This is a genomic window from Emticicia aquatilis, from assembly GCF_014644295.1.
Taxonomy (GTDB): Bacteria; Bacteroidota; Bacteroidia; order Cytophagales; family Spirosomataceae; genus Emticicia; species Emticicia aquatilis.
This window is the reverse complement of record NZ_BMKK01000003.1, coordinates 112,949-130,542: the sequence shown is the minus strand read 5'-3', so window position 1 is coordinate 130,542 and position 17,594 is coordinate 112,949. Positions and strand designations below refer to the sequence as shown.

At 39.3% G+C, this 17,594-nt stretch carries 11 protein-coding genes; 6 read left to right on the top strand and 5 right to left on the bottom strand.

The genetic code is table 11. The features are described from left to right. Positions 1 to 15: 15 nt before the first annotated feature. From IEX65_RS07905 to IEX65_RS07880, 6 genes are all read left to right on the top strand, one after another. The gene (locus IEX65_RS07905; RefSeq protein ID WP_188765502.1) at positions 16 to 3,138 is read left to right on the top strand and encodes a SusC/RagA family TonB-linked outer membrane protein; all 3,123 of its coding nucleotides are present in this window, start codon (positions 16 to 18) and stop codon (positions 3,136 to 3,138) included. Positions 3,139 to 3,150: 12 nt separating this feature from the next. Continuing rightward, the gene (locus IEX65_RS07900; protein ID WP_188765501.1) at positions 3,151 to 4,701 is read left to right on the top strand and encodes a SusD/RagB family nutrient-binding outer membrane lipoprotein; all 1,551 of its coding nucleotides are present in this window, start codon (positions 3,151 to 3,153) and stop codon (positions 4,699 to 4,701) included. 83 nt (positions 4,702 to 4,784) lie between these two features. Then, positions 4,785 to 5,720: a bile acid:sodium symporter family protein gene (locus IEX65_RS07895; RefSeq protein WP_188765500.1), complete on the top strand. Its 936-nt coding sequence runs from the start codon at positions 4,785 to 4,787 to the stop codon at positions 5,718 to 5,720. 47 nt (positions 5,721 to 5,767) lie between these two features. Beyond that, positions 5,768 to 6,715 (top strand): RraA family protein, encoded by a 948-nt coding sequence (locus IEX65_RS07890; protein ID WP_188765499.1) that lies wholly within the window; start codon positions 5,768 to 5,770, stop codon positions 6,713 to 6,715. 104 nt (positions 6,716 to 6,819) lie between these two features. Further along, positions 6,820 to 8,049 carry a mandelate racemase/muconate lactonizing enzyme family protein gene (locus IEX65_RS07885; protein ID WP_188765942.1) on the top strand — a complete coding sequence of 410 codons (1,230 nt, stop codon included), beginning with the start codon at positions 6,820 to 6,822 and terminating at the stop codon, positions 8,047 to 8,049. Between the two features lie 81 nt (positions 8,050 to 8,130). Further along, positions 8,131 to 8,961, top strand: coding sequence for a fumarylacetoacetate hydrolase family protein (locus IEX65_RS07880; RefSeq protein ID WP_188765498.1), 831 nt, complete (start codon positions 8,131 to 8,133; stop codon positions 8,959 to 8,961). A gap of 124 nt (positions 8,962 to 9,085) precedes the next feature. Here the strand turns inward: IEX65_RS07880 and IEX65_RS07875 are convergent, their stop codons facing one another. From IEX65_RS07875 to lysS, 5 genes are all read right to left on the bottom strand, one after another. Continuing rightward, positions 9,086 to 10,558, bottom strand: coding sequence for a TlpA family protein disulfide reductase (locus IEX65_RS07875; protein ID WP_188765497.1), 1,473 nt, complete (start codon positions 10,556 to 10,558; stop codon positions 9,086 to 9,088). Between the two features lie 50 nt (positions 10,559 to 10,608). Further along, complete coding sequence (locus IEX65_RS07870; RefSeq protein WP_188765496.1) at positions 10,609 to 13,107, bottom strand: cation-translocating P-type ATPase; 2,499 nt, start codon at positions 13,105 to 13,107, stop codon at positions 10,609 to 10,611. A 314-nt stretch (positions 13,108 to 13,421) separates the two neighbouring features. Further along, complete coding sequence (locus IEX65_RS07865) at positions 13,422 to 13,931, bottom strand: HNH endonuclease (RefSeq protein WP_188765495.1); 510 nt, start codon at positions 13,929 to 13,931, stop codon at positions 13,422 to 13,424. A gap of 129 nt (positions 13,932 to 14,060) precedes the next feature. After that, on the bottom strand, positions 14,061 to 15,683 hold the full coding sequence (locus tag IEX65_RS07860; protein WP_188765494.1) for a hypothetical protein: 1,623 nt from the start codon (positions 15,681 to 15,683) through the stop codon (positions 14,061 to 14,063). A 125-nt stretch (positions 15,684 to 15,808) separates the two neighbouring features. Beyond that, on the bottom strand, positions 15,809 to 17,521 hold the full coding sequence (gene lysS / locus IEX65_RS07855) for a lysine--tRNA ligase (RefSeq protein WP_188765493.1): 1,713 nt from the start codon (positions 17,519 to 17,521) through the stop codon (positions 15,809 to 15,811). Between the last annotated feature and the right edge of the window lie 73 nt (positions 17,522 to 17,594).

Sequence of the window (17,594 nt, the reverse complement as noted above, 5' to 3'; positions counted from 1 at the left end):
CAAACCTGTTTTATTATGAAAACAAAAATACGTTTTAAACTTATTTTCCTGTGCTTTTGGTTACTATCAAGTGCCTTAATGGCCCAAAAGATTACGGGGAAAGTAACCTCAAAAAACGAAGGAATTAACCTCCTCGGTGTATCGGTGCAAGTAAAGGGTACCACCAATGGAACTATCACTGATGCCACTGGAAGTTACACCATTAATGCTTCGCCAAGTTCAGTTTTGGTATTTAGTTTTATCGGATACCGTAGTTTGGAGGTAAATGCAGAAAATCAAACGACAATTAATGTATCGTTAGAAGAAGATGCTACCAGCCTCAACGAAGTAATTGTTACGGCTTTAGGTATCAAGAAAGAAGCCAAGAAATTAGGGTATTCGGCCGAAACAGTGAAAGTTGATGAGATTCAAAAGAACCGTACTACCAACATCATGACTTCGATGGAAGGCAAAGTTGCGGGGCTTGATATTAGTCCACCCTCTTCGGGAGCAGGTTCGAGTACTAAAGTGCGTTTACGTGGACAATCGGCTTTTGCTGGGGCCAATAACTCACCGTTGATTGTAATTAATGGCCTTCCGATGGACCAAGGTGCTCGTGGAGCCAACGGTAATAACTCAATTGACTTAGGAGATAATATGCAACAGTTTAATCCTGATGATGTTGAAAGTATGACCGTATTGAAAGGAGCTACTGCCGCCGCAATTTATGGTTCTCGTGCAGCCAATGGAGCCATTATTATCACAACCAAAAATGGCAGTAAAAACTCAGGTATTGGTGTTGAATTTACGTCGAATTTTGCTTCCGATGAAGTGTTAGACTTTACACACTTTCAGCAAGAATATGGCCAAGGACAAGCGGGCAAAAGACCTCAAAATCAAGGAAATGCTGTCACGACTGGCCAGTTTGGTTGGGGTGAAAAATACGATGGTGTACCAACCGTGCAATTTGACGGCGTGCTTCGTCCGTACTCGCCAAACCCTAATCGAATCAAAGACTTCTTTCGAAATGGTCAATCATTTACTAATACAATAGCTTTATCGGGTGGCAATGCTAAGGGTAGTTTCCGTGCATCATACTCTAACCAAGACGCTTTGGGTATATCTCCGAATAATAACTATCATAAAAAGATATTCAATTTGGGGGTTAATCAAAAAATCAATGATAAGCTTTCGGTGCAAGTAAACGTGAATTACACCAACGAAATCAATAATAATCCTCCACAAGTAGGTGTTCAGGGTGTAGGTTCTCCCAATTTCTTATACAGATTAGCCAATTCTATTAGCCTTGATGCTTTAAGAGAAAAAGCTGTTGCCGATAATGGCACCGAACGCCAAACATCGGGTTTTCAGTCAACACTCATCAATCCATACTTTATTATGGATAGGCAATTTATCAAAAATAAAAGAGATAGATTTCTGGGAACTGCTACCGTTAGGTACGATATTTTGAAGTGGTTATATGTGCAAGGACGTGTAAACATGGACTACGGGGTGTCGTTTTTGGAGCAAAATCTTCCAACAGGAGTAGGAACTTCTACATTACTCAATGGTGCAGGAACAGGTTTTAATGGCACTTACGGTGTAAACACCAATACAGGCCGTCAAATGAACATTGATTTCTTGTTAGGTGGTAGCCATAATTTCAAGAACTTCTCAGTTGATGTGAGCTTAGGCGGAAATGCCTTCGATAATGCGAATCGCACCTTCGACCAAAGTGTTACGGATTTTACTGTTAAAGACCTTTATTCTATCGAAAATGGTATTACAAAATCTCAAACCTTTGGTATCTACAAAGAAAAAGTAAACTCGCTATATGGCTTTGCCGAATTGGGTTATAAAGATATGTTTTTCTTAAACCTTACGGGCCGTAATGACTGGTTTTCGGTACTAAATCCACAAAATAACAGCTCGTTTTACCCATCAGTAAGTGGTAGTTTTATTTTCTCAGAAGTACTTAGAAATGTATCTTGGCTAAATTATGGAAAACTTCGTGGCTCATTTGCTGACGTTGGTAGTGTAAATGGTATCGGGGCTTTTACAGGATTGCTCAACTACGGAATTCTTCAAAATCCGTTTAATGGATATTCTTTAGGAACAATCAATAATGGTACAAGTCCGAACCCTTTACTCAGACCATTTAGTGTGAGCGAAAAAGAAATAGGTGTTGAACTCAAAATGTTTAATAGCCGAGTAAATGTAGATATTGCTGCCTACGACAAACAAACAAGAGACCAAATCCTAACGGTTGAAATTTCGAACGCTTCGGGTTACACTGGTACACCGCTCAATTTAGGTTCGTTACAAAATAGAGGGATGGAATTTATGTTGGAAGTAGTTCCTGTTAAGAATTCAAACTTCACTTGGAGAAGCTCATTCAATACTGCAATCAATACTACCAAAGTATTATCATTAGCTCCAAATACCAACCGTCTGATTGTTAGTTCGTTTGGTGGAAATGAGTTTCTTGGGTCGTTGGTTTATGAGGTTGGGCAACCATTGAATCAACTTGCCGCAAAAACATATTTAAGAAATGCCAATGGAGACATTGTTTTACAGAATAATGGCCGCCTTTTGGCAAGCACAGGCCCTGATGTGCTGTTGGGTAGTGCTTTACCGAAGTTTACTGGTGGTTGGAATAATACTTTTAGCTACAAAACACTCAGTTTGTTGGTACACTTTGATTACAAAGCGGGTGGAAAAGTATTATCTTCTACTGCTCTAAATGGATTACGCCAAGGACACACCGAAGCTTCTTTAGTTGGTCGTGAAGGTGGCGTGGTTTTTCCTGGTGTATTAGCCGATGGACAAAAAAACACTGTTGCTGTTGACCCTCAATTATTTTATACTGACTACCGAAATCTACAAATCGCCGATCCTTTTCTTTTCAAATCTGACTTTATTAAGCTAAGAAACATCACGCTTTCGTATGATATGACTCGCTTAATTGGCTCAAAAGCAAAATTTGTAAAAGGCTTGACACTTTCGGCTTCTTGTAGAAACGTATTGATTATCAAAAAGTATTTGCCAGACCTCGACCCAGAAGCCAATGCTTCTTCGGGTGATTTCAGAGTTGGTTACGAACAAACTTCGCTTCCTACCACTCGTACGTATGGGTTTAACCTAAATGCTAAATTTTAAAATTTTAGAGATATGAAAAGATTCTATAAATATATATTCATTTGCTCGATATTTGCCTTGATGTCGAGTTGCGATAAAGACTTTGCGGTTGTCAACACAAATCCTTATGCTCTGACAAATGTCAATGCAGGGCTTTTATTTTCAAATGCACAACGCCTCACACATGCAGGTTCGTGGGAAGGAGAGCAAACAATCGTGCAGCAATTTGTAAATGCGTATAACACTGGAGCTACGGCGGGTTTTAATTTCAATGAAGATAATAATAACTTTAATGTACCTCGTTGGAATGATTCTTACAATGGCCCAGTAAAACTACTTGAACAAATAATTCAGCTTACGAAAGCAGACCCAACTAAGGCCAATTTGTATAATCAAGCAAGAATTTGGAAGTCGTTTATTTTCATGACACTTGTAGATACTTACGGAGATGTGCCATATAGCCAAGCAGGAAAAGCCTATCTTGAAGCAATTTTTTATCCAAAATATGATAAAGATGAAGTTATCTATGAAAGCTTATACAACGAAATAAAAGCCGCAACGGCTGCCTTAGATGCCTCAAAGGATTTTGTGAAAGAAGATATGTTCTTTGGTAAAGCTGCAAACACCACCGAGCAAGTAGCAAAATGGAAGAAATTGGGATATTCGTTGATGCTTCGTTTAGGAATGCGTTATTCAAAAATTGATGAAACTAAAGCAAAAAACATTGTTCAAGAGGCTTACAATGGAGGTTTGATTCAAACAAATGCCGACAATGTTTATTTGGTCTATAATTCAATTTATAATAACCCACTAAACAATGGCCCACGTGCCACAAATCCATATTTCTATTATTTAGCAGAGCCGTTTGTGAACCAGTTAAAAACAACGGCTGACCCACGCATGAAGTATGTATGTGGAAAGTACGCTGACCCAAACCAAGTGTTGGCTCTAACACCTGATACAACAGCTGCTATTCAATTTGGTTTCCCTGTTGGTTATGACCAAACAAGTGTCTTGAAATACCCTGATTATAAAGGAACTAAAGGAACTGGACAGAATTATTCACAACTAAATTATACGGTTTTTGGAAGTGCCGTTGCTCCAATATTCTACATCACCAATGCTCAAACCAAATTACTTTTGGCCGAAGCAGCCTTCAGAGGATGGCTCAGTGGTGTGTCAGGTGCTTTAACTCCTAAGGAGTATTACGAAGCTGGCATCAAGGCATCTTTTGATGAATATGCCCTTTATCCAACCAACCCTGTGATTTCGGCAACATTACAAAATAGTTATATCTCACGCACAAATGTTGCCTATAATGCGGCAAAAGCTCTCGAATTAATCAATACACAATATTGGATTGCATCACTCGGAAACGGTGCAGAATCGTTTGCTAATTTCCGTCGAAGTGGTTTTCCGACTTTAAACCCAAACAAATATAATAACAACCTACAAAACGGCTTTACTCGCAGAATGGCCTATCCGAACGAAGAGTCGGCCAGAAATAATGCTAATTATCAGGAGGCTGTAACGAGTTTAGGAGGTGCCGATAACCTCAGTACTCGCATATTTTGGGATAAGTAATTTAACTACACTTACAAATTTTTAGAAAATAGAGGCTGTCTTTGTGGCAGTCCTCTATTTCTATCCGAAAAACCCTTCTTAGAATGAAAATCAAAGACTATTGGTACACAATAAGTATAATTTTTCTGGTAATTCTCGGGTATAATTTCCCCGATACGTTCAATAGCATTGCGGGCGTTAAGCTAAATACCTTCATAAAACCAGTCTTACAAGTAATCATGTTGGGCATGGGTGCAACCATGACCCTCAACGATTTTGTTGAGATTTTCAAATCGCCACGTAAGGTTGTTATTGGGCTTCTTTGCCAATTTACAATCATGCCTTTTTTAGGCTTTTTTCTTTCTCGAGTATTCGATTTTCCAATCGAGGTTGCAGCGGGTATCATTCTTATTGGCAGTAGTCCGAGTGGATTGGCATCAAATGTAATGGCACTTATGGCCAAAGCCAATGTCGCTCTTTCGATAACCATCACCACAACGGCTACTTTACTTGCACCAGTACTTACTCCATTTTTAATGAAAATGCTGGGCGGAAGTTTAATTGAAGTTGATTTTTGGAAAATGCTTTGGGACATGGCTCAATTAGTCATTATTCCGATTGTAGTTGGCTTGGTTATCAATAAAATCGCTCCAGCGTTTATCAAAAAAATCATTGCTTTGCTCCCAGTATTTTCGATGCTTGGCATTGCCTACATTATTCTGATTGTAACTGCCAGCGGTGCGGCTTCGCTGCAATCTGTTGGGGCGGTTTTAATCTTAGTTGTAGTTGCTCACAACGTATTGGGCTATTTGTTGGGTTATTTCTCCGCAAAATTATTGAAACTCAATGAGGCCGATTCGAGAGCAGTGGCATTAGAAGTTGGTATGCAAAACGCAGGCTTGGCTTCGGCATTAGCCAACGAAATGGGAAAACTCGCCACCGTTGGTGTCGCTTCGGCAATTTTTGGCCCAACTATGAACGTAACAGGCTCATTATTAGCCAATTATTGGAGTAAACGAGAAGCCCCAAAAGAAATATAGCCATAAAACAAATTACCCTCACATTTAGACTATCAAACAACAATTCTATGAAGAAAATCTTGCTTTGGGCAGTAATACTTTTACTATCGCCCAGTTTGTACGCTCAACAAATATCCAAGGATTATTTATTACAACTGACCAGAGAATGGAAAGGCGAACGATTCCCCGACGGCCGTCCAAAAGTGCCCGATGCTATTCTGAATCGCATGAAAAAAGTTACGCATGAAGAAGCTTGGGCGGTGCTACGAAACAAAAATTATCGCCATCAGTACGAAGGTAACTGGCAAACTATCAACCCAGATAGTGTTTTGGTAGGCAGAGCCGTAACGGCCATTTTTATGCCAGGCCGACCTGATATTCAAACCGCCATTGATGATAAAGGCACCAAACAAGATGGCCGCTTGAAAGCCCAAAATACTTGGGTGATTGAAACACTCGTCAAGAGAGATGTATATGTAGTTGACCAATTTAATGCCTACGAAGACGGTCCGACGATTGGCGATAACCTCGGCAATGCCATTTATAACCGAACCGGCAACGGTATCGTGTACGAAGGTGCGGTCAGAGATATAAGTGGTTTGCGTGAAATTGGAGGTTTCACCTCATTTTTCAGAAGTTATCACCCAAGCCACCATCTGAATACGGCTACTCAACCAGGTGGATTAAACACAACTTTGGTTGGTATCAATCAACCAACCAAAATCGGTAATGCTACATGTATGCCTGGAGATGTGGTACTTGGGCGTGATGGTGGAGTAATTTTTATTCCTCCTCACTTAGCTGAAGATGTGGTAAAATCATCGGAAGTAGTGCGTTTAAGAGATAAATTCAGTCATCAACGACTCAAAGAAGGCAAATATACCACCGGTCAGATAGACACCCGTTGGTCGGCAGATATCGAAAAAGACTTTTCGCAGTGGCTCAAAGACCATATTAATGAATTACCTGTTGCAGCCGAGCAAATCCAAGAGATTTTGAAGGAAAGAACTTGGTAAGATTATGTAATAAATGAAATCATTCAAATGAGCATAAACCCTCAATAAAAAATATCAAAGTGAATAGAAGAAATTTTTTCCAAAAAGCAGCAATCGGTTCGGCCATGGCTGTGAGTCCATTAGCAAGTTTTGGTAGCGAATACGAAAAAGCTATTTATAAAGCACCAAAAAGTTCGGCTCCATCAAATCTAAAAATTACCGATATAAAGGCTGGATACATTCGTGGCGGTCATAGTTTATTCGTAAAAATCTATACCAATCAAGATATTGTCGGGCATGGTGAGGGAGTCGATGCTACCCCAGGTACTTATCATTTAGTAAAAAATATAGGAAACCGCATAAAAGGACAAAACCCACTAAATGTCAATCGTTTATTTGAGCAAGTCAGAAAATCTGGTTTTTTTGAAGGAGCTCAAGCAGGTATGTTTGTTTCTGTACTTACTGCCATCGAAACAGCCCTTTGGGATATTGCAGGAAAAGCCTTGGGTGTGCCTGTTTATCAACTCTTAGGAGGAAAGTTCCGTGATACAATCAGAGTGTATATGGACACCGCTCTTTATCAAAATCAATTACCTAAACCAGAAGATTTTGCCAAAGCTGCCCGTGAGGCAGTTGATATGGGCTTCAATGCCGTAAAGTTTGATTTAGACCAAGCCAATGACCCCAATAAATATGACCGTTTCAACTGGACAGCCAGCCCAGCCGAATTACAACGGATGTATGACCAAATGGCCGCAGCTCGCAAAGAAGTTGGACCAAACATTGATATTTGTGCCGATATGCACGGGCGTTATGATGCTGTAACTGGCGAAAAAGCCGCAAAGATTTTAGAACCACTTAATCTAATGTGGTTGGAGGAACCAATACCAGCCGAAAATGCCGATGCCTACAAGAAAATCACAGCTTCTACTTCTACACCCATTTGTGCAGGCGAAAACCACTACTTGGCTTATGGTTTCAGACCATTGCTCGAAAGTGGTGCAGTAGATATTATCATGCCTGACCTTCAAAAATGCGGTGGTTTGGGCGAAGGCCAGCGAATTGCTAACTTGGCAAACTTATACTACGTTCCGTTTGCTCCGCACATGGTCGCCTCGTATTTGGGAGCAATGGCCTGTGCTCACGTATGTGCGTCGGTACCAAATTTCATGATTATGGAATGGCAAATTTATTTCCACAAGGACCCAATGTTTAAAGAAATCGTTACTTATCAAGGAGATATGGTAGAGAAAAACGGTTTTATTAGAGTAAGAGATGTGCCTGGTATAGGAGTTGAAATAAACGAAGAAGGTATGAAAAAGTACGCTACTCCAGGAGTGCCATTTTTTGAATAATACAATTTTTTAATTCAAAAGGCTCGACGAATCGCCGAGCTTTTTTTCTTTCAAGCAATTTATATAATTACATTTTACCCAATGAAAATTTTCAACACTGCTCTCGGTCCTTGTATCGAACACAATGGTAATTATTTTACAGTAAAAAACTATGATTTTGATACTTTAGTCAATCAGCCCAGTCTTTATGATTTCCTCGAAACAATGATTTCGGAATTGACACCTGCCGAAAACTTTGAATTAGAAGCCCACCTCCTCCCTCCCATTGTTTCGCAGGAAATTTGGGCTTCGGGAGTGACTTATCTTAGAAGTAAAACCGCTCGTATGGAAGAATCAAAAGATGCTGGAGGCGGCGACTTCTATGACAGGGTTTATTCGGCCGAACGCCCGGAAATTTTCTTTAAAGCTACCGCTGCACGCACTGTTGGACATAAAGAGAATATTAAAATTAGAAGAGATTCAAAATGGAATGTTCCCGAACCAGAACTCACTCTTTTTGTAAATTCATCGGGCGAAATAGCGGGATATACCATCGGAAATGATGTAAGTTCTCGTGATATTGAAGGAGAAAACCCGCTATATCTTCCACAAGCAAAGTCGTATGATAAAAGTGCCGCAATCGGGCCTGGAATTTTGGTTTTGAAAGAACCGATTTCAAGAGAAACCGAAATCTTGCTCGAAATTGAGCGTGCAGGAGAAATTATCTTTTCGCAATCAACACGTCTTACACAAATGAAAAGGGAATTTCCTGAATTAGTTAAGTATCTAACCTTTGATTGTACATTCAAATTTGGTTGTTTTCTAATGACAGGAACTGGAATCGTCCCACCCGATAGTTTTTCTCTCGTTAAAGCAGATACAGTGCATATAAGCATCGAAGGAATCGGAAAATTAAGTAATACTGTTGAGTGAAATTTCTATTTGGGAAATACACAAGGCAACCTTCGATAAACTCATCAATGTTGTAACCGTCGATTTAAATCGACGGCTACAGCACCACCATCTATCAATCCTACCGATTTATCTTCTGTGTATATCAATTTTTTAAAGTATTCTCAATTTGCTGAATTAATATTTCTCGGTCAATTGGGTATTCGACTTTAGCAATTTTGCCATTTTTATCAATAATGGCATAGCTTGGAAAACTTGAGCCTTTGATTTTCTCCATGATTTCGTTAGTCAGAGCTTCATTGGCAAAAACGTGACTTCCTTCTAAATTATAAAAAGCAATAAGCTGCTTCCATTTGGTTTCGCTTTTATCATAGTTTGTTACGTACAAAAATTCTACGCCTTTTCCCTCAAAATGCTTTTTGAGAGTGGCAGCGTTCTTTTCGATTTCTTCTCGGCACGGGCTGCACCATGTTCCCCACATATCCAAAAATACAGTTTTACCTCTAAAATGCTCTAAAATATTATCCCATTTTGCGGTGGTATTACCTTCTAAGAATATAGCCTTTTTAGGAATTGTATTTTCCAAGCGAACCGCAGCTTCTTGAATAGGCTTTTTGAAATATTTGATGTATTGGCTATTGGGATATTGATGTTCAAAGTCGTTGAAAACAGATTTAGCATTAAAAAAATGCTGCTCATGAATCAGGTTATAAAACACACGCCCATACATTTGCTCTTTTACCTTCCCCGTAAAATATCGCTCAATGATTTTTTGTTTAAGCTGATTGGTATAGTCAATTTCCATGACGGCTTTTGCTTTTAAGCTATCTCCACCAAACCACTCATCGTAAAATTTTGCTGGCTTTTTGTCAAAATCTTCTCTCGAACCTGCGTGTTTAGCAAATAAAAACTGTCCTAAATAATTTTGATAGGAAGGAGAAATAAGGGCTTTATCTTCAGAAATAGCAACCTCATCTTGTAATTGATTAAATACTGCCGCCCACTTTGGATTATTTCTTCTTACTGGACTATTTGTGTAAATCGAATAGAAAGCTGCTAAACGAGTATATTTTAGGTGATAATTCCAAGCATCGGCAACTTCTTTGGATGACTTATATTTAGCCAAGTAAGCCTCTATCAATAATTTATCTGCCTGATAAAAGTTATTGATTCTTTCATATACTCTATCGGGTAGAGGGTCGCCATAAGCCTCGCCAACATCATAGTATGTACTGACTCCCACTAATTTACTGTGATTTGTTCCAGCATCTGTAATCACAACTTTGCCATCAGATTTCTCATTTAACGTGATTTTATCGCCCTTAGAAATATACAAATACTGTTCGTAAAGTTTTTTTGTTTGTAAACTATCCCAAACGGTGAATAGTATAATTTCTTTGTCGATAGCTTTTAAATCGAGAGTAAACGAGCCATTTTGTGCAATTTGCTTTTTCAACGAAACTCCATTTATATCACTATCAATCAGCCATTTTGATGGTCGAAAAACAGTAATTTTACCTTTTTTCATAGAAGGTACTTTTCCTGAAATAATTGTCGTTTGAGCAAAAGCAATGTTAAAAATTAGACTGAATAGTAAAACAGCAAATGAACGTTTCATAGTTGTATGAAATTTTTAAGTATAATTTATATTGTTTAAAATTTACGAAATTATGATTTCCTCCTCTTCCACCATTTCACCACTTCAAACCAAATCACCGAAATAAAACCAACTCCAAGACAAATACCGAGTTGTTCGATAGTCAGTGGTGTGAAGGCAAAGAAATTGGCCAGTGGCTTCACGAAAATCAATAACCAAAGCAAAATAAGGGTGATAGAAATAATCAAGGATACAAGATTATTTTTATACATCAAAGTCGTGAATATGGAATAATAAAACGAGCGATTGACCAAAGTCAAGAAAATATTGGCAATGATGAGCGTAGCAAAAACCAACGTACGAGTAAGCGATTCATTATAGCCTTCATGCACACTATACTGATAAATTGCCAGCGTTCCTACCGTAATCATCAAGCCTTGAATGATACTGATAGTCAGTTCTTTCCAACTAAAAAAAGTATTGGTGGCTGGACGTGGTTGCTGACTCATCGTGTTTTTTTCCATTGGCTCATTTTCGTAGATAATTGAGCAGGTTGGCCCCATTATCAACTCCAAAAAGATGATATGAACGGGCGAAAAAATATTAGGAAACAACCAACCCAAAGCCAATGGAATAAAGACCGTCAAGACGATTGGAATATGAATCGAAATAATATACTGAATGGCTTTTTTGAGATTTGTATAAATCTTTCGTCCCATTGCCACAGCATCGACCATTTTCGATAAATCATCTTCTGCCAAAATCAATGAAGCGGCTTGTTTGGCAATTTCTGTGCCTTTTTTGCCCATCGCAATACCAATGTGTGCTGCTTTGAGAGCTGGGCCATCATTTACGCCATCGCCAGTCATAGCCACAACCTCGTTTTGGGCTTTTAGGGCATTGATAATCCGTAGTTTCGCTTCGGGAAACATTCGGGTAAAAAGATTGGTATCTTTTACTCGTTGTTGTAGTTCGGTTTCCGATAATTGCATCAATTCGTCACCCGTAAGGCTGCGTTCGTGACCTTTAAAACCAATTTGTTTGGCAATGGCCGTTGTGGTGGCGGCATTATCGCCTGTGATGATTTTCACGTCGATTCCTGCTCGGTAAAAACTATTCAAAACCGCTTGAATATTCTTCTTAGGTGGGTCGTAAAACGCTACCAAACCTTTGAAACCAAACTTAAATTCTTGTTGAGTTGTGGGGTAATTATTTCCATCGAGTTGAGCCTCTCCTACTGCCAAAACCCTGTAACCATCTTTGGCCAATGTTTCTATTACTTCGTTGATTTTTTGCTTTTCGGTTTCGGTCAAAACGCTCACGTTCATAATGGCTTCGGCTGCACCTTTGGTTGCTATGAAGCGTTTTCCTGCTTTATTTGCAAAAATGTGCGTCATCATTGGCGGCTTTCCACCCAACGGATATTCGTGAACCAACTCAAAATTGGGGCGTTCGTCTTGCGAAACTATTTTTGCGTAAGTATCGTGCAAAGCAATTTCCATGGGGTCGAATGGAATCGGTTCGCTTGCCCACATGGCTATTTCTATTAGGTTTTTCTCGGCATCAGTCAATGTATCTTTTGGCTCAGAAATTTTATCCGAACCTAATACAAAAACCTTTGCCAGCGACATTTTATTTTCGGTAATCGTTCCTGTTTTGTCCGTACAAATAACGGTCGCACTTCCCAGCGTTTCTACGGTCTTCATTTGTTTCACCACGATTCCCATTTTCATCAAACGCCACGCCCCCAATGCCATGAAGGTCGTGAAAGCCACTGGAATTTCTTCGGGCAGAATACTCATTGCCAGCGTAAGAGCTTTGAGCAAACTATCCAAAACATCGTGCGATTTGAAGAAATTGATTCCCCAGACAATCAGAAAAACGATTGCTCCCGCAATGACCATTTTCTTGACAAAATTGCTTATCTGAAGCTCCAACGGGGTCTCTTCTTCTTCAATACTTTCGAGGCTTTTACCTATTTTACCCAATTTGGTTTCATTGCCGATGGCCGTTACGGTGGCTATCGCCAAACCACTGGCAACGGTTGTTCCTCTAAAAACCTGATTATCTTCTTTGTTGGCATCTTTTTCGACCGACAAAGATTCGCCCGTAAGAATTGATTCATTGACCGAAAAATCATTTGAACGCACAATCGTTCCGTCGGCTGCCACGAGTGTGCCTTCTTCAATCACGAGGCTATCGCCAAGTACCAATTCTTCACTCGAAATTTCTATGATTTCACCATCTCGAATGACCTTGCAGGTGGGTTGCGTAAAGTTTTTGAGTTTTTCGAGGGCATCTCGGCTACGAGAATCTTGATAAAGTGAAATCGTAGCCACCAAAACAATGGCCGAAGCCAAGAAAATACCATCGCCAATATCGCCACTGATGAAATAGATTGTAGAAGCAACGAGTAGCAAAATAACCATCGGCTCTTTGACCAAACTTTTTACGGCTTCCAGAAAACCATTTTCTTTTTTGTAGTCGAGGCTATTACTACCAAATTTTTCTCTGGCTGCTAAAACTTGTTGTTGAGAAAGGCCGCTGATGTCAAAGTTATTTTTAGGCATAGTACTTAATATTATGTGGGCATGAGATAGCCTTGCTTTTTCCAAAAGTAAGTAGTTTTATAGGAAAAGCAGTATATACGTACCTTTAATTTTCACGAAAATATCCATTCGGCTAATCAAGCGAAGGGTCGCATCCACGCTGCCTAAGAGAATAACAGAATATCTTTTTATATTTTCCGACTTTAAGCCGAAACATATACTTTTCTAACGATTGCTATCAATATACTCAATAGTATGTAATGTAGAAAAACCTGTAAGGTCTTTTCTGACCTTGCAGGTTTAATTTTTTAATATTTTATGATTAAATAAAAACGCTACGCCCGCTCTTTCGTACCGAGAAAAGGCAGCCAGTTCTCTTCGATAGAGCCTGCGAAGTCTCGTAGAAACATAATAAAAGATGGTTTGTAAGGTTTTCGGGGGAGAGTAAATCCGACTTCTTCGGGGGTGAGGTCGCCTTTGCGAGAGTTGCAGCGGCGGCAGGCGGTTACGAGGTTATCCCAGTTGGTTTTTCCGCCTCTTGATTTAGGTACTACGTGGTCGAGTGTGAGGTCTTCGTGGCTTCCGCAATAAACACATTTGTTGCCGTCACGCCTAAATACATTCTGCCTACTGAGCATCACGCCTTTGAATGGCAAACTGACGTAATGATTGAGCCTAATGACTGAGGGGAGTGGATAGCTTTTATCAACGGTGCGAAGCATACCTTTTGGGGAATCGGAGACTAACTCGGCCTTATCGAGATAAACCAATAAAAAGGCCTTTGGTACTGTACAAATACTCAATGCACTATAATCGGCATTTAAAACTAACACTTTCCTGCTCATAAAAACATTTGAAGATTAGCGGTTATATATTTGTAGGGCAATTTAATTGAAAAAAATCAGATTCTTCACAAATTTTAATATAAAATATTTGTAAAGAATCTGATTCGTAAACGTATATATATCAAGCGATTACGGTTTCTTACAACCTTCTACCAAAGCCTTGATTGTAGCGAGCGATTTCTGAGCATCTTCGATGTCTTTGACTACGAAATTTATTTCGCTCGAAAACCCAGGTTTACTGTCTTTAGTGAGCTTGACGAACTTCTCTTTATTGAGCGTGTAGGCAGTTATACCAACCGTTTTACCCGAAACATCAATATCAATTTTCTTAGGGTCGATGTCATATAAATTCCATTCCGAAACCGACTCTACTGATTTTTTGGACTCCGAAAGTGTAGCTGTCAACTTCCATTTGCATTTATCGCCATCTTGCAGCGTTAGGTCTTGTTTTGGATTTTCGGTGAGTTTCAATTTAGCCACTAAACTACTAAAATCACCTGCGGTTATGTTTGTCTTACAGCCTTTTGAAATAGCAGGGAGAGCTTCGGCTAAATAACGAGCATCTTCGAGGTCTCCCACGATGAAATCTACACTGTTATCGTAATTTTGTAAAGCACCATCTTTGGTATATTGAATAAACTTCTTGTTGTCTGCTACCTTAGCTGTGATTTTGATTATTTCTTTTGAAACCGAAAGTTTGTAATCAGATAAATCGCCAAAATTAAATTTGAATGATTCATCTACGGTTTTTCCTTTATTATTAGATTTCAAATCGTAGGTTGTAAGGCAGGTAGTGGCTATCTTTTGGGTATAGGCCGACTCATTTACTTTAAAATCTTTGGTTCGGTCTTTTAAAATCTTGAAACCATCTTCTTTGGTTGCTAATTTGGGCAAACGTGTCTGTAATTCTTTTTTAGCCAAAGGAATGATTTTCTGAATAGCCATTTGTAATATACTTCCCTCGCTTGGCGTTTGGGCATAAATCTTTATTTCATCGTTGTAGCCCTTCGTAGTTTTTATGTAATCATTTTTTGACTTAGCAACTACATAAATTTCTTTGCCACTAATTTTTAGTTCGGCACTACCTTCATTGAGGTCTCCCCAACTAAAATCAGCTTGCGTTTCAGTAGTTTTCTTACCGTCGTTTTCTTCTAAAGTCAAAGAAGCTCGGTCTTTATAAATACTTGATTTCTTGAGGCTTTGCTTAAAAGTTTGCTTTTCAGCGGTAGCCTCTTTTATGTTTTGTTCGAGCCATGTTTGCAATGCTCCTAACTCTTCTTTCGGCAATTTTATTGATGTTTCCCAAGCGGTTTTAGCAGCAGTAATAGCATCTTTGAGATTTTTTTCAAGCTCTCGTGCATCATCAATATTCTCTGATAATAGCTCTACTTTATTTTCGTAGTTTTGCATTTCTCCGCCTTTGGTATAGCGAATCACTTTTAGGCTTTTCTGCGAAGCAAGTTCAACTTTCATTTCTTTGGTCGAAGCACTGCGTTTGATTTCGCCTATTAGGCCCAAATTAAACTCATAAAGTTCTTCGGTACTTTTGCCTTTTGAATCAGTGGTGGTGATTGCAATTTTTACATCGAATGGCGTGGCAGTCTCATAGCTAAAATGCTGATTAACAGTAGATTTTTCTAATTTTATTTCTTTTACATAAATCTTCACTTTATCAAGCGATGCCTTCAAGTTTGACTGGGCTTGTGTTAAAAATGGCAAAAAAATAAGAGCGTATTTAAGTATTTTCTTCATGGAGATACAATTTTTTGTTTTCAACAAATTTAACGACATAAAATCGAATCCATCCTTACCGTTTAATAAAAAAAGCGGAATTTTAATGTTCCGCTTTTTAAAAGAGTATAATTGTTTTACTTCGCTTACTTCACCCAAGCCTCAACTTCCTCTTTACTTGGCATTTTTTCATCGATTTTGAGTTTCTTTCTCATTCCACCCAAATCATTGAAAATTTTATTGGCGTTGACTTCTTTAAGTTGTGAAACCATCACAAAACCCATTTTTTGTAAGGCTGGCACCCAAACTTTTGGAATACCAATGGCTTCATAATCAGCTTCTTGCGAGAGTTCTTGTTTTTTCTCTGGTCGCATTTGCGGGAAGAACAATACTTCTTGAATACTCACGTTATCGGTCAACATCATCGTGAGGCGGTCGATACCGATACCAATACCTGCGGTTGGTGGCATTCCGTATTCGAGCGAGCGAATGAAATCTTCGTCCATTGCCATTGCTTCCTCATCTCCACGCTCAGCCAATTTGAGTTGTTCTTCAAAACGCTCACGTTGGTCGATTGGGTCGTTTAGCTCAGAGTACGCATTGGCCACCTCTTTTCCATTTACAAACAACTCAAAACGCTCAACCAAACCTGGTTTTGAGCGGTGTTTCTTAGTCAGTGGCGACATCTCGACTGGATAATCAATGATAAATGTCGGTTGAATAAGGTTTGCTTCTACTTTTTCGCCAAAAATTTCGTCAATCAACTTAGCTTTGCCCATTGTGTCGTCAATTTCCATTCCCCACTGGCGGCAATAAGCACGGGTTTCTTCTTCGCTCAAATCGGCTAAGTTTACACCTGTATATTTTTCAATGGCTTCCAAGATACTCAAACGAGCAAATGGACCAGCAAAATTTAGTTCGTTTTCACCCAGTTTGAAAGTCGTTGAGCCATGAACGGCTATTGCCACTTTCTCGAAAATTTCTTCCGTGATTCCCATCATCCATTCGTAGTCTTTGTAGGCCACGTAGAATTCGAGCGAAGTAAACTCTGGGTTGTGAGTGCGGTCCATACCTTCGTTACGGAACATTTTCCCGAACTCATAAACGCCATCAAAACCACCTACGATGAGGCGTTTTAAGTATAATTCATTAGCGATACGCATATACAAAGGCATATCGAGCGTATTATGGTGGGTAGCAAATGGGCGTGCCGCTGCTCCACCATGAATAGGCTGTAAGATTGGTGTTTCTACTTCGAGCCAGCCTTTTTCATCAAACATTTTACGCATCGTGCTGATGATTTTTGCACGTTTGATGAACACATCTTTTACGTGCGGATTTACTATTAAATCTACATAACGTTGGCGGTAGCGTTGCTCTGGGTCTGAGAAGGCATCATAGACTTTGCCATCAACTTCTTTCACTACTGGAAGCGGACGAAGCGATTTGTTAAGAATTTTAAATTCGGTTACGTGAATCGAAGTTTCGCCAGTTTGAGTTGTAAAAACATAGCCTTTTACACCAATAATATCACCAATATCAAGCAATTTCTTAAAAACTGTGTTATAAAGCGTTTTATCTTCACCTGGACAGAGGTCGTCACGGCGGAAGTATAATTGGATACGGCCCGTTGAATCTTGCAATTCGGCAAAAGACGCACTTCCCATAATACGAAACGACATCAAACGACCAGCGATTGATACGTTTTTATAATCGAGTTTATTGTTTTCGTAGTTTTTCTCAATATCGGCGGCCGTTACGTTTACTTCAAATAAATCGGCAGGATATGGGTCAATGCCCATTGCCATTAGGTCTTGTCTTTTCTGACGGCGTAGTAATTCTTGTTCGCTAAGTGCCATTTATAGTAATGTATAATGATTAATGTTAAATGCTCAATGAAAGCTTTCGGAAAGCATTAAACCTTTATTTTTT

Excerpts from the sequence above, each read along its gene's own strand:
- IEX65_RS07905 (WP_188765502.1), top strand. The coding sequence starts at position 16 with ATGAAAACAAAAATACGTTTTAAACTTATTTTCCTGTGCTTTTGGTTA.
- IEX65_RS07900 (WP_188765501.1), top strand. The coding sequence starts at position 3,151 with ATGAAAAGATTCTATAAATATATATTCATTTGCTCGATATTTGCCTTG.
- IEX65_RS07895 (WP_188765500.1), top strand. The coding sequence starts at position 4,785 with ATGAAAATCAAAGACTATTGGTACACAATAAGTATAATTTTTCTGGTA.
- IEX65_RS07890 (WP_188765499.1), top strand. The coding sequence starts at position 5,768 with ATGAAGAAAATCTTGCTTTGGGCAGTAATACTTTTACTATCGCCCAGT.
- IEX65_RS07885 (WP_188765942.1), top strand. The coding sequence starts at position 6,820 with ATGGCTGTGAGTCCATTAGCAAGTTTTGGTAGCGAATACGAAAAAGCT.
- IEX65_RS07880 (WP_188765498.1), top strand. The coding sequence starts at position 8,131 with ATGAAAATTTTCAACACTGCTCTCGGTCCTTGTATCGAACACAATGGT.
- IEX65_RS07875 (WP_188765497.1), bottom strand. The coding sequence starts at position 10,558 with ATGAAACGTTCATTTGCTGTTTTACTATTCAGTCTAATTTTTAACATT.
- IEX65_RS07870 (WP_188765496.1), bottom strand. The coding sequence starts at position 13,107 with ATGCCTAAAAATAACTTTGACATCAGCGGCCTTTCTCAACAACAAGTT.
- IEX65_RS07865 (WP_188765495.1), bottom strand. The coding sequence starts at position 13,931 with ATGAGCAGGAAAGTGTTAGTTTTAAATGCCGATTATAGTGCATTGAGT.
- IEX65_RS07860 (WP_188765494.1), bottom strand. The coding sequence starts at position 15,683 with ATGAAGAAAATACTTAAATACGCTCTTATTTTTTTGCCATTTTTAACA.
- lysS (WP_188765493.1), bottom strand. The coding sequence starts at position 17,521 with ATGGCACTTAGCGAACAAGAATTACTACGCCGTCAGAAAAGACAAGAC.